10 protein-coding genes are annotated in these 12,672 nt (G+C 61.7%); 8 read left to right on the top strand and 2 right to left on the bottom strand.

What is annotated here, in order from left to right:
• Positions 1 to 44 precede the first annotated feature (44 nt).
• The 5 genes from mltB (at position 45) to lipB (ending at position 4,365) form a co-directional block, all read left to right on the top strand.
• Positions 45 to 1,022, top strand: coding sequence for a lytic murein transglycosylase B (mltB, locus tag LG409_RS10225; RefSeq protein ID WP_096922827.1), 978 nt, complete (start codon positions 45 to 47; stop codon positions 1,020 to 1,022).
• Positions 1,015 to 1,992 carry a septal ring lytic transglycosylase RlpA family protein gene (locus tag LG409_RS10220; protein ID WP_144983138.1) on the top strand — a complete coding sequence of 326 codons (978 nt, stop codon included), beginning with the start codon at positions 1,015 to 1,017 and terminating at the stop codon, positions 1,990 to 1,992. Before mltB ends, LG409_RS10220 begins: the two co-directional genes overlap by 8 nt.
• 66 nt (positions 1,993 to 2,058) lie before the next feature.
• Complete coding sequence (locus LG409_RS10215; protein WP_039179772.1) at positions 2,059 to 3,264, top strand: D-alanyl-D-alanine carboxypeptidase family protein; 1,206 nt, start codon at positions 2,059 to 2,061, stop codon at positions 3,262 to 3,264.
• Positions 3,265 to 3,395: 131 nt separating this feature from the next.
• On the top strand, positions 3,396 to 3,710 hold the full coding sequence (locus tag LG409_RS10210; RefSeq protein WP_227406591.1) for an HP0495 family protein: 315 nt from the start codon (positions 3,396 to 3,398) through the stop codon (positions 3,708 to 3,710).
• Between the two features lies 1 nt (position 3,711).
• Positions 3,712 to 4,365, top strand: a complete 654-nt coding sequence (gene lipB, locus LG409_RS10205) for a lipoyl(octanoyl) transferase LipB (protein ID WP_039179778.1) — start codon at positions 3,712 to 3,714, stop codon at positions 4,363 to 4,365.
• A gap of 72 nt (positions 4,366 to 4,437) precedes the next feature.
• On the opposite strand, the gene lipA is transcribed toward lipB, so the two are convergent.
• Entirely contained in the window at positions 4,438 to 5,490 is a 1,053-nt protein-coding gene (gene lipA / locus LG409_RS10200) for a lipoyl synthase (protein WP_016914094.1), read from the bottom strand.
• A gap of 85 nt (positions 5,491 to 5,575) precedes the next feature.
• The gene (locus LG409_RS10195; RefSeq protein ID WP_039179984.1) at positions 5,576 to 6,574 is read right to left on the bottom strand and encodes a LysR family transcriptional regulator; all 999 of its coding nucleotides are present in this window, start codon (positions 6,572 to 6,574) and stop codon (positions 5,576 to 5,578) included.
• A gap of 226 nt (positions 6,575 to 6,800) precedes the next feature.
• Here LG409_RS10195 and LG409_RS10190 point away from each other — a divergent pair, with 226 nt between their 5' ends.
• The 3 genes from LG409_RS10190 to LG409_RS10180 all read left to right on the top strand — a co-directional run bounded on the left by LG409_RS10190 (position 6,801) and on the right by LG409_RS10180 (position 12,639).
• The gene (locus LG409_RS10190; protein ID WP_227406590.1) at positions 6,801 to 9,233 is read left to right on the top strand and encodes a DUF3141 domain-containing protein; all 2,433 of its coding nucleotides are present in this window, start codon (positions 6,801 to 6,803) and stop codon (positions 9,231 to 9,233) included.
• Positions 9,234 to 9,553: 320 nt separating this feature from the next.
• Positions 9,554 to 12,181 carry a type I DNA topoisomerase gene (gene topA / locus LG409_RS10185; protein ID WP_039179783.1) on the top strand — a complete coding sequence of 876 codons (2,628 nt, stop codon included), beginning with the start codon at positions 9,554 to 9,556 and terminating at the stop codon, positions 12,179 to 12,181.
• Entirely contained in the window at positions 12,178 to 12,639 is a 462-nt protein-coding gene (locus LG409_RS10180; protein ID WP_039179786.1) for a DUF6586 family protein, read from the top strand. Before topA ends, LG409_RS10180 begins: the two co-directional genes overlap by 4 nt.
• Positions 12,640 to 12,672: the final 33 nt, after the last annotated feature.

Below are 12,672 nucleotides of genomic sequence, written 5' to 3'. Positions count from 1 at the left end.
ACAGGGCGCGAAGAAGAGCGGGCGGGTATTTACTGGCGGCGCTGATGGCATGTTCAGCCTCGGCCACCTGGGCGGCCGAGGAGGTCGATTTCGACCCCCGCGTCAACGAGCAGACGCGCCAACTGGTCAGTGAACTGGTGGAGCAGGGCGTACCCGAGCAGTGGCTGACGCAAGCGCTGGAGCAGGCGACATTTCGCCAGAACGTGCTGGATGCCATGGCGGGGGCGGCAGAACGGCGTCTGCGCTGGTTCGAATATCGCGATATTTTTCTGAACCAGCAGCGTATCGAAGAAGGTGCCGAGTTCATGCGCGAGCATGCCGAGACGCTGGCGCGTGCCGAAGAAGTCTTTGGTGTTGCTCCTGAGGTGATTACCGCCATCATCGGCGTGGAAACCTATTACGGGCGCCACAAAGGCACGCACAAGGTGCTCGATTCGCTGGCAACGCTGGCCTTTCATCACCCCCAGCGGGGGCGCTTCTTCCGTGGCGAGCTGGCCGCTTTCCTGGCCATTGCCTACGAGCAGGGTGTCGAGCCGGAAACGCTCTACGGCTCTTACGCCGGGGCCATGGGCTATCCGCAGTTCATTCCTACCAGTTACCAGGCCTACGCGGTCGATTTCGATGACGACGGCATTCGCGACCTGTGGAACAACCCGGTCGATGCCATCGGCAGCGTAGCCAACTACTTTGCCGAGCATGGCTGGCAGCGTGATGGCGCCATCTACCACGATGCCGTCGGCCCACAGGAAGCCCCCGAAGGCATCGCCTTCAACCAGACCTCGCGCCCCTCCTTGACCGCCGCCGACATGGTGGAGCAGGGCATCACTAGCGAGGCGCCGCTGGCCCCTGATGCCCCCGTGGTGCCGCTATTGCTGGATTTTTCAGAAGATGAGCAAGGCTACCGTCTGGGTGAATTCAACTTCTATGTGATTACTCGCTACAATCACAGCCACCTTTACGGCATGGCCGTGGCCGAATTGGCGGACGCGATCCAGCATCAGTTTGAGAGTGAGCATGACTAACCTGTTGACCAATGCCCGTTATGTGAGCGGTTCTCTCGTGTTGGCGATGCTGGTGAGCGGCTGTGCCAGCCAAGCGCCGCAGCGTGACAGCGGCAGCGCCGCGTCGCAGCCCAGTGCTTCGCCCGTGGCCAGCGCCGCTCCCAGCGGCGAACGCTATGCCATGTCCGGCGATGCCTATCCGGTAGCACCGCCGGACGTCAGCCAGGTGCCCGATGCCGAGCCGCGCATCGAGGAGCCCTCACGTGCAGGCAATCGCCCCACCTACGAGGTGTGGGGCGAAACCTACCGTGTACTGCCGGACTCGCGGGGTTATGCTCGCCAGGGCACGGCCTCCTGGTACGGTGAAAAATTCCATGGCTACGCCACCTCCAACGGTGAGATCTACGACATGTACAAGATGACGGCGGCGCATCGCTCGCTGCCGTTGCCGACCTTTGCCCGTGTCACCAGCCTGGCCAATGGCCGTTCGGTGATCGTACGCGTCAATGACCGTGGCCCTTTCCACAGCGATCGTGAAATCGACCTTTCCTACGCCGCTGCGGCTCGATTGGGCATTCTGGATGATGGCACGGGGCCTGTTCGCGTCGAGGCCATCGACCCGGCGCAATGGTTGGCAGAGCGTGGTCGAGGTGGGGAGGCGGCCCGCTCGACGGCGGTAAGCGCACCGGTACCCGCAGCGTCGGCACCGAGTGTCGTGAGCGCCCCGGCTGCGCCAGCGTCTTCCCCTTCGCCAGCGCCCGCTCAGGCAAGCGGCGACGGCATCTTCCTGCAAATTGCCGCGTTAGGCACGGCAGAGGGTGCCCAGCAATTGCAGCAGCGCCTTTCAGGTGAGTTGGCCCATGGCGTGCGTGTGAAAAGCGAGGCCGAGGTGCATCGTGTTCAGGTAGGGCCCGTCAGTCCTGCCCAGGAAAACCAGGCCCGAGAAGATCTGCGCCGGGCGGGCTTTCCTCAAGTGTTTATAGTGCGATAATGCGTTCCAATTTAGTCACCCGGCAGCGTCACTCTGCTGCCACCCAATGTAAGTGAGACGTGTGTGATGAATGTATTGATATCGATTCGCCGGACCGCCAAGCTGTGTCTTTTCGCTGCCATGACCGTCGTGGCGATCCCTGCTTCGGCGCAGGTGATTCCTCAGCCGCAACCCCAGACCATCATTCCGGCACCTCCACAGCTGGCGGCCAGCTCGTGGATTTTGATGGATGCCAATAGCGGACGTATTCTCGCCGAGCACAATTCCGACGAGCGCCTGCCGCCGGCGAGCCTGACCAAGCTGATGACCGCCTACCTGGTCGAGCGGGAGCTGGACCGTGGCACCATCAACCTGACCGACATGGTCAATATCAGCGAAAATGCCTGGCGTACCGGTGGCTCCAAGATGTTCATCGAGGTAGGCGACCGCGTATCGGTGGATAATCTGCTGCACGGTATCATCATCGTGTCCGGCAACGATGCCAGCGTGGCCATGGCCGAGCATCTGGCCGGCGGCGAAGCACCGTTTGCCGACCTGATGAACCAGCATGCCACGCGCCTGGGCATGCACAACACCAATTTCCAGAACGCCACCGGGTTGCCGGGTGACCAGCACTACTCCACGGCGCGAGACATGGCCATCCTGTCTCAGTACATCATCAACGACTACCCTGACCACTACGCCATCTACTCACAGCGCAACTTCTCCTTTGGCGGCATCGACCAGCCCAATCGCAACCGTCTGCTGTGGCGTGACCCGTCGGTGGATGGTCTGAAAACCGGCTGGACCACCGAAGCGGGCTACTGCCTGGTGTCGTCTGCCGAGCGTGATGGCATGCGCCTGATCTCCGTGGTCATGGGCACCAGCTCCGAAGAGGCTCGCGCCCAAGAAACCCAGAAGCTGCTCAGCTACGGCTTCCGCTTCTATGAAACCATGAAGCTCTATGAGCGCGGTGCCGTATTGGCCACGCCGCGGGTGTGGGGTGGTGACACCAATGAACTACGCGTGGGTGTCGATGGTGAAGTCTTCATGACGCTGCCGCGCAACCGTAACGAAGAGCTGCGCGCGCGTCTGAATCTGGATAGCGACCTGAGTGCGCCCGTTGCCGTTGGCGACGAAGTCGGTACTCTGGAAGTCTACCTGGGTGACGAAATGGTTGGCGAGCGCCAGCTGGTGGCGCTGGAAAACGTCGAAGAGGGCGGCCTGTTCAAGCGCTTCTTCGATCAGGTGCAGCGCTTCTTCAGCAACCTGATCGGCAACTTCAGAAGCTGACGAGCCTCGAGCACGCTGGGCAGGCCGACGTGGCCTGCCTGCGATGCCCCAGCCTCCCGGTCGCAACCAGAAGCTCTGGCGTCATCGTCAGGGTTTCATTCGTTTTAGCATTCGTCATAGATAGGCAACCCATGAAAAAAGATACCAAGTCTCCGCTGCGTGACCTGCGCCAGCCCTCTACGGCCAGTGAGCCGCCCAAGATCACTTTTCCCTGCGACTACTCGCTCAAGGTGGTAGGCGATGCGGCGGATGATTTTCCCGCTTGTGTATGCCAGGTCATCGTCAAGCACGCGCCGGATTTCGACGAAACCACCCTGCAGGTGGTGGATAGTCGCAATGGCCGCTTCCAATCGGTACGGGTGACCATCGTGGCTACCGGTGAACAACAGCTGGCCAGACTGTTCGATGAGCTGAAAGCCACGGGCCGCGTGCACATGGTGGTGTGATATGAGCCCCGCACCCATCGAGCTGCACCGCCTGGGGCGTCGGCCCTACCAGCCTGTCTGGGAAGCCATGCGCGAGCTCACCGACTGCCGTGACGAGCATACGCCCGACCAGTTCTGGCTGGTCGAGCACGACCCGGTCTTCACTCAGGGGCAGGCGGGCAAACCCGAACATTTGCTGATGCCGGGCGATATCCCGGTGGTCAATACCGACCGTGGCGGCCAAGTGACCTACCACGGGCCTGGGCAAGTGGTGCTTTACCCGTTGCTGGACGTGCGGCGTGGCAAGATCGGTGTGCGTGAGCTGGTCAGCGCCCTGGAAAATGCGGTGATCGACGTGCTGGCCCGCCATGGTGTCGATGCCTGGGCCAAGCCGGATGCGCCGGGCGTGTATACCCGCACGGTGATGGGGGAGGCCAAGATTGCATCGCTGGGGCTGCGCATTCGTCGAGGGGCCAGTTACCACGGTGTTGCATTGAACGTGGACGGCGACCTGTCGCCGTTTGGCCGCATCAACCCCTGTGGCTATGCAGGCATGCAGGTGACGCGCTTGGGCGACCTGGTAGCGTTGGACGATGGCGCAGATATCGGGGGGGCACTGGCCCTGGCGCTGGCGGAGCAGCTAGGCCGATCACTGGTGGATTCGGCGTCGTCGTGATCGAGTAAGTGCTGCAAAAGACGGGTTCACCGGCATGCCGAAAGGGCATGCCGGTGACATTCGTGCGGGGTATCAGCCGACGTTGAAGGCCGGAATACGGTTGCTGTCGGTTTCCTGGCCAGGCACTGCGGCAGGGGCGGCCAGGCCCAGGTTGTTCTTTTCGAACACGCGGTCGGCGCGGTAGCTCGAACGTACCAGCGGGCCGGAGGGAACCTCCATGAAGCCCTTCTCGAGGCCCAGCACGCGATAGCGCTCGAACTCTTCCGGCGTGACATAGCGCTCTACTGCCAGATGGTTCTTGGTGGGGCGCAGGTACTGCCCCAGCGTGACGATATCCACACCGATGGCGCGCAGGTCGTCGAACGTCTGCAGAATCTCTTCTTCCGTTTCACCCAGCCCCAGCATCAGGCTGGTCTTGGTGATCACGTCCGGGCGGTGGCGCTTGGCATGGGCCAATACGTCCAGCGTCTTGCGGTAACCGGCACGCGGGTCGCGTACCTTGGAGGTCAGCCGCTCCACGGTTTCCACGTTCTGGGCAAACACTTCCAGGCCGGAGTCGACCACGCGCTCGATGGCGGCCTGATCGCCGTCGAAATCCGGCGTCAAAGCCTCCACCACGACCTCGGGGGTGCGTGCCTTGATGGCGCGAATGCACGAGGCGTAGTGCGTGGCACCGCCATCTTCCAGGTCATCCCGGTCGACCGAGGTCAGCACGATATAGCGCAGGCCCATCAGCTCGACGGACTTGGCGGTATTCTCGGGCTCTTCCTTGTCCAGCCAACCCTTGGGATTGCCGGTGTCCACCGCGCAGAAGCGGCAGGCGCGGGTACAGACGGAGCCCATCAGCATGATGGTCGCGGTGCCGTTGCTCCAGCACTCGCCCATGTTGGGGCAGTGGGATTCTGCGCACACCGTGCTCAGCCGGTGAGTCGATACGTTTTTCTTGACGGCTTCGAAACGCTCGCCGCCTGGAATCTGGGCGCGCAGCCATTTGGGCTTGCGTTCAAGGGCGGGCGCATCGGCCTGCGCCTTGCGCTGCTTCATGCCGTCCTTGATCACCGTCATGCCGTGTTCGTTGCGGAATTTTTCGCCGCTGGGCACGCGCTGGGAAGGGGTGTTGCTCATAGGAGAGAGCCTCGAGTCACGCTAACTGATACGTAGGTGGTAGATAATGTAACATATCTGGCAATCAACAAGACACCGTCGCGCATCACGGGGTCTGTTCGACGCTCAGGCCTGGCAGGCAGGAAACGCCGTGGCTGGGGAGGGGGCTGGGGGGCGCCTGGAAATGCGCACGCAGCTCGCTGAGGTGTTCGCGGGTGAAACGCAAGAACAGCTCCGCCACCGGCGTGGGGAAGTGGTCGCGGCGATAGACGGTGCACCAGGCGCGGCGGATCGGAAAGTGGGGCAGCGCCAGCGTGGCCAGCAGCCCCTGTTCCAGCTCCAGCTGAATGGCCATGCGCGGCAGTACCGCCACGCCCAGATGCGCCATCACGCCTTGCTTGATCGCTTCGTTGGTGCCCAGCTCGATACGGTGGGGCAGCCCGACTTCCTGATCGACCGCCAGCTGCTCGAAGGCGCTGCGCACGCCTGACCCCGGCTCACGCATCAATACATAGTGGCGGGCAAAGTCCGAGAGGGTAGGGTTGGCCAGTTGGAGCAGCGGATGCTCCGGCCATACCACGGCCACCAGCTCATTTTCCAATACCGGCATGACCACCAAGCCATCGTCCTCTGGCACCATGGCCATGATGACCACGTCATCCTGCTGGTCGGCGAGGCGCTCCAGTGCCTGGCTGCGGTTGCATACTTTCAGGCGTAGCTGCACATCGGGGTAGCGGGCGCGAAAGCGTGACAGCAGGTAGGGCACCACGTATTGGGCAGAAGAAACCGCTGCAATGCTCAACTTGCCGCTGATCTTGCCGTTAATATCTGAAAGGTGCATCTGCAGGCGCGAGAGCTGCCCGAAGATTTCCCGAGTGGAAAGCGCCAGCGTATCCGCCGCAGGCAGTACATGCAGGGTTTTACCGGCATAGCGAAACAGCGGCTGCCCCAGTGCCTGCTCCAGCTGGCGAATCTGGGCGCTCACGGCGGGTTGAGTCAGGCCCAGCTGTTCGGCGGCACGCGAATACGAGCGCTGGCGATGTACGGCCTGAAACACCTGCAGTTGGCGAAACGTCAAGCGGTTGAGCAGCGACGGGGATGACATAACCACCTCGAGGTAAACGTGCTCGGTCAGCGTCAGCGACTCCCAAGCGCGTGGGTCCATGTCGAAATGCTACCATCCTTTGCCCGCTAACGCCTTGAATCGCTGTCGCTCAATGGTTCATGCATGGGTAATGATCGACGTCTGGCAAGGAGTGGCCTAAACTATACTGCATTGCAGCATCATGGCTTCGGGCTTGGTGCCCCGCATCAACCCCACGGGAGACTCTATGAACTTTCTCGCTAATCCCTTGCTTTCCCCCACTCTGGGCAACAGCGCGCTGACGAGCATGATGGACCCGTTCGGGTTTGGCCGTGCTGCCTTGAGCTACTGGCGCGATAGCGTCGAGCGCAATGTGCTGTACTGGGATGTGATGCGCGAACGGGGCAACCAGTACCTGGCCCACATGGAGCAGACCAAGCCCAACGTGCTAGGGTTCGATACCGAAGTGCTGATGGACGGACGGACGCTGCCCAACCCGACCAATTACGAACTGCTGCGCGTATTGCCCAAGGGCGATACGGTCACCGATCCCAGCAAGCGCCCGTTCGTGGTGGTCGACCCACGGGCCGGGCATGGCCCAGGCATCGGCGGCTTCAAGCCCGACAGCGAACTGGGCGTGGCGCTCAAGGCGGGTCACCCGTGCTATTTCATTGGCTTTCTGCCCTTTCCAGAGCCCGGCCAAACGGTCGAGGATGTGGTCGAAGCCGAAATCGCTTTCCTGCGTCATGTCATCGAGCTGCATCCAGAAACCACTGAAAAGCCGATGGTGGTAGGCAACTGTCAGGCGGGCTGGCAGATCATGATGGCAGCGGCACTGGAGCCCGATGTGTTCGGACCCATCCTGATTGCCGGTGCGCCGCTCTCTTACTGGGCGGGCGAGCACGGCAAGGCGCCGATGCGCTATACCGGCGGCATGGTGGGCGGTAGCTGGATCACGGCGCTGACCAGTGACATGGGCAATGGTCTGTTCGATGGCGCCTGGCTGGTGCAGAACTTCGAGCGTCTGAACCCGGCCAACACCTACTGGAAAAAGCAGTACCACTTGTACGCCAATATCGACACCGAAACCTCGCGTTATCTTGAGTTCGAGCGCTGGTGGGGTGGTCACGTGGTGCTGGGTGGAGAAGAAATCCAGTACATCGTCGATAATCTGTTCGTGGGCAACCGGCTCTCCACGGCCCAGCTGGTGACCCGCGACGGGCGCCGCATCGATCTGCGCAACGTGCGTTCGCCGGTGGTGGTGTTCTGCTCCCGTGGCGACGACATTACCCCGCCGCCGCAGGCGCTGGGATGGATCCGTGATCTGTACGAAGGCGAAGAGGACATCATCGCCAACGACCAGACCATCATCTACTGCCTGCATGACACCACGGGCCATCTGGGAATCTTCGTTTCCGGCAGCGTTTCCCGCAAGGAACACTCCGAATTCACGGCCAATATGGATTACATCGACGTGATGCCGCCAGGGCTTTACGAAACGACGATTTCCCATGCCAGTGAACGAGCCGATGCCGAGCTGATCGAGCGTGACTACCTGCTCGAATTCAACCCGCGCAACTTCGAGGAGTTGGATCGGGATGTCATGCACAAGCCCGAAGATGACCGCCGTTTCGCCACCGTTGCACGCATCTCGGAGATCAATCTCGGGCTGTATCGGATTTACATGCAGCCCTGGCTGCAGGCGGTAATGACGCCCGAGGCCGCACGCTGGATCCGACGCATGCACCCCATTCGCCTGGGCTACAAGCTGCTGTCGGACCGCAACCCGCTGAGCGTGCCGCTGCCGGTGATGGCCGATTACGTGCGCAAGCATCGTGAGCCGGTAGGGCAGGACAACGTGTTCAAGGCGTTCGAGACCATGGCCTCGGATCAGATCGTCGCCAGCCTCAATGCCTGGCGCGATTTCAGGGACAGCAGCACCGAGCGACTGTTCATGGATATCTATGGCCAGCCACTGCTGCAGGCGGCCGTCGGGCTTTATGGTGATGCCCATGTGCATCGTCGCCGTCCGGGTGCCGAGCCGGAGCATCGTCGCTTCATCCAGCATCAGCAGGATGAGCTGCGCAAGCAAATCACCCAAGGTGGCCCGCATGCAGCCGTGATGCGAGCGGTGATCTACGTGCTGGGCGGTGCGCCCGCCACCGACGAGCGCAACTTCAAGCGGTTGCGCGCCTCGCGTGCGAAGCTCGAGCCCAGCAGCTCGTTGAGCGAGTTCAAGCGCCTGGTGCGTGAACAGTTCTTCATTCTCAAGCTGGATCGCGAACAGGCCCTGAGCACGCTGCCCGTGTTGCTGGAAGGTGAGGACAATGCGGCCATCGATGGTCACCTGGAGCATCTGGAGCACGTGTTCTCGGCCAGCGGTGAGCTGACTGCCCATGCCGCCGAGCGTTTCGAACAGGTCAAGGCGCTGTTTGGTCAAGCGCGTCCTGCGCTGCCTGCAACCGCCGACAGCTTGGAGGCTGAACCTGACACCAAGCCTCAGGTCAAGCCTGAGAACAAGTCAGAGGCCAAGGCCGAAGTCGTCACCGATACCGACACCGAGGGCGCGACCACTCAGGAAGCCAAGCCTTCAGCGGCATCTTCAGCCCCTGCCGCGGCTGCTAAAAAGCCTGCGACCAGGTCAGCCAATGCGCGGCGCGGAACGTCACGCAAGCGCTAGCCGTTCGTGTCATCACCGCCGACGCCCCCGCTTTTCAGCGGGGGCGATTGGTTGGAGAACCCCGCTTAAGGTTGCCGAGTGCTATACGGCAGTCTAGTGTCTAGCTACTCGATATAAAAAAAGCACGGTCGATTGCGACGGCCTCTTCGAGGAGGCACTACCTCATCGTGTGTACCGCTGCACAAGGTTGCTACTAGCGCTTGGGCAAGGGCTGGGGTAGGGTAGGCGCATTTTTCTCATGGTCGCCAAGGCATGATTTAGGGCGACAACGTATTTAGCGCCGGGGCGATAGCGCCTCGGCATCAGGAAAGTGGAGCACTATGGGCAAGTCACTGGTCATCGTCGAATCGCCCGCGAAAGCGAAGACGATTAATAAGTATCTCGGCAACGATTTCATCGTGAAGTCGAGCGTAGGTCACATCCGTGACCTGCCGACCAGCGGCTCGGGTAAGGCAGCCTCCGACCCAAAGGAGCGCGCTCGCCAGGCCGCGGCAACGCGCAAGATGTCAGCGGAAGAGAAAGCCGAGTACAAGCAGCGCAAGGCCCACGACCAGTTGATTCGCCGCATGGGTATCGACCCGGACAACGGCTGGGCGGCCAACTATGACATTCTGCCCGGCAAGGAAAAGGTCGTGGCCGAGCTGAAGAAGCTGGCCGAAAAAGCCGATGCCGTCTATCTCGCCACGGATTTGGACCGCGAGGGGGAGGCGATTGCCTGGCACCTGCGGGAAACCATCGGTGGTGACGACAGCCGCTACAAGCGCGTGGTGTTCAACGAAATCACCAAGAATGCCATCCAGGATGCCTTCAAGACCCCCGGTGTGCTGAACATCCCCCGTGTGGAAGCTCAGCAGGCGCGCCGTTTCCTCGACCGCGTGGTGGGCTTCATGCTCTCGCCGCTGCTGTGGGCCAAGATTGCCCGTGGCCTGTCTGCCGGCCGTGTACAGTCGGTGGCCGTGCGTTTGATCGTCGAGCGTGAGCGGGAAATTCGCGCCTTCATCCCCGAAGAGTTCTGGGACGTGCATGCGGACCTGGTCTCGCCCGAGGGTGAGCTGGTGCGTTTTGCTTTGGCGCGGCAGGATGGCCAGGCCTTCCGCCCCACTTCGGAAAAAGAGACCCTGGAGCGAATTGCCAAGCTGCGCAAGGCCAAATTGTCGATCACGTCTCGCGAAGACAAACCGACACGCTCCAAGCCCACCGCTCCCTTCATTACCTCGACGCTGCAGCAGGCGGCCAGCGGGCGGCTAGGGTTCTCGGTCAAGAAGACCATGACCATGGCCCAGCGGCTGTATGAAGCTGGCTACATCACTTATATGCGTACCGACTCGACCAATTTGTCCAAGGATGCGGTCGAGAGCGTGCGTTCGTTTATTGGTGATGAGTATGGGGAGCGCTACCTGCCCGAAGCGCCCAACCGTTACAGCAGCAAAGAGAGCGCACAGGAAGCCCACGAAGCGATCCGCCCCTCCAGCGTGGAGCGCAAGTCCACGGATCTGGTGGGCATGGAGCGTGACGCCGAGCGCCTGTATGAGCTGATCTGGCGGCAGTTCGTGGCGTGCCAGATGACCCCGGCCGAGTATCTTTCCAGCACCCTGAGTGTCGAGGTCGATGGCTACGAGCTGCGTGCCAAAGGGCGCGTGCTCAAGTTCGATGGTTACACCCGAGTCATGAAGCCGACCGGCAAGAACGAGGATCAGACCCTCCCCGACCTGCCTACCGGCACGCCCATGGGGCTCGAAGTGCTCGACCCTCAGCAGCACTTCACCAAGCCGCCTGCACGTTACACCGAAGCCAGCCTGGTCAAGGAGCTGGAGAAGCAGGGCATCGGGCGTCCATCTACCTACGCCTCGATCATTTCCACGATTCAGGATCGGGGGTATGTGAAGCTGGAAAGCCGCCGCTTCTATGCCGAAAAGCTGGGCGATATCGTCACCGAGCGCCTCAAGGAGTCCTTCCCTGACCTGATGGATTACTCCTTCACGGCGCGCATGGAAGACAGCCTGGATGAAGTCGCCGAGGGCGAGCGCAACTGGCAGGCGCTGCTGGATGCTTTCTACGACGAGTTTCGTCATGAGCTGGCCAAGGCCGAGAGCGATGAAGGGATGCGCCCCAATCAGCCGGTGGCGACCAACATCGACTGCCCCAGCTGTGGCCGTCAAATGCAGATTCGAACCGCTTCCACCGGTGTGTTCCTGGGGTGCAGCGGCTACAACCTGCCGCCCAAGGAGCGTTGCAAGACCACCATCGACCTCATTCCCGGTGAAGAAGCCGTGGCTGAAGATGCCGGGGAAGAGGCAGAAACCGATGCACTGCGCGCCAAGCGTCGCTGCCCGAAGTGTGGCACGGCCATGGACAACTATCTGATCGACGAAACCCGCAAGCTGCATATCTGTGGCAACAGCCCGGATTGCGATGGTTACGAAGTCGAGGGCGGCAAATTCAAGATCAAAGGCTATGATGGCCCGCTGATCGAATGCGACAAGTGTGGCTCGGACATGCAGCTCAAGACCGGACGCTTCGGTAAATATTTCGGCTGCACCAACAGCGAGTGCAAGAACACCCGCAAGCTGCTGCGCAGCGGCGAAGTGGCACCGCCCAAGATGGACCCGATTCCCATGCCGGAGCTGGCCTGTCAGAAGGTGGAAGACCACTACGTGCTGCGTGATGGTGCCAGCGGCCTGTTCCTGGCGGCCAGCAAGTTCCCCAAGAACCGTGAAACACGCCCACCGCTGGTTCACGAGCTGAAGGCCCATGCCGATGAGCTGCCCGAGAAGTACCACTTCCTGCTCAAGGCGCCCAGCGAAGACCCGGACGGCCGCCCGGCGCAGATTCGTTACTCACGCAAGAATAAAGAGCAGTACGTGATGACCGACGAAGAGGGCAAGGCCACGGGCTGGAAAGCCACCTACGAAGGCGGTAAATGGCACGTGGAGGACAAGCGCAAGTGAGTGCCCGTTCGCGTACTAACCAGCTCGTCTATCAAGCCGAGCTGATGATTGGGCTTCCGGTGGGCGATGACGAGCACGCTGCTGCCCGTCAGATGGCGCTGGAGGAGGGCGCGCTGGCGCTGTTCGAGCTGGCGCTGGTGTCGTTGTTGAAAGAGGTCACCGAGCATGCGCGCTTGCCGGATCATGACTGGCGGCGGCTGCTGGCCAGCGACGGCCCGGCTCTTGCCGAGCTGCAGCGCCTGCGTGACGAGCTGCAGCGCCCGGATAGCTGGCTGGCGTGGCTCACAGCGCAACTGGAGAAGCTGCATGGCGACGAGGGCGCAGCCCGCCGTCAGGTGCATAACCCCGCCATGATCGCCGTAGGCGCTCAGGCGTCCCTGGGCGAGCAATTGCTGGAACATCTTCAGTCGGCGAAGCGTGAAATGGCGCTGCTCAGGGAGACCAGCCTGGAGTGGTAGGCTTGAAAAATGGCCGATCATGTCCATGCTATG

This window comes from Halomonas sp. NyZ770, from assembly GCF_020616575.1.
GTDB classification, from domain to species: domain Bacteria; phylum Pseudomonadota; class Gammaproteobacteria; order Pseudomonadales; family Halomonadaceae; genus Vreelandella; species Vreelandella hamiltonii.
This window is presented reverse-complemented; position numbering and strand designations above follow the sequence as displayed.

Coding starts and splice junctions, on each gene's coding strand:
- mltB (WP_096922827.1), top strand. CDS start 45: ATGGCATGTTCAGCCTCGGCCACCTGGGCGGCCGAGGAGGTCGATTTC.
- LG409_RS10220 (WP_144983138.1), top strand. CDS start 1,015: ATGACTAACCTGTTGACCAATGCCCGTTATGTGAGCGGTTCTCTCGTG.
- LG409_RS10215 (WP_039179772.1), top strand. CDS start 2,059: ATGAATGTATTGATATCGATTCGCCGGACCGCCAAGCTGTGTCTTTTC.
- LG409_RS10210 (WP_227406591.1), top strand. CDS start 3,396: ATGAAAAAAGATACCAAGTCTCCGCTGCGTGACCTGCGCCAGCCCTCT.
- lipB (WP_039179778.1), top strand. CDS start 3,712: ATGAGCCCCGCACCCATCGAGCTGCACCGCCTGGGGCGTCGGCCCTAC.
- lipA (WP_016914094.1), bottom strand. CDS start 5,490: ATGAGCAACACCCCTTCCCAGCGCGTGCCCAGCGGCGAAAAATTCCGC.
- LG409_RS10195 (WP_039179984.1), bottom strand. CDS start 6,574: ATGTCATCCCCGTCGCTGCTCAACCGCTTGACGTTTCGCCAACTGCAG.
- LG409_RS10190 (WP_227406590.1), top strand. CDS start 6,801: ATGAACTTTCTCGCTAATCCCTTGCTTTCCCCCACTCTGGGCAACAGC.
- topA (WP_039179783.1), top strand. CDS start 9,554: ATGGGCAAGTCACTGGTCATCGTCGAATCGCCCGCGAAAGCGAAGACG.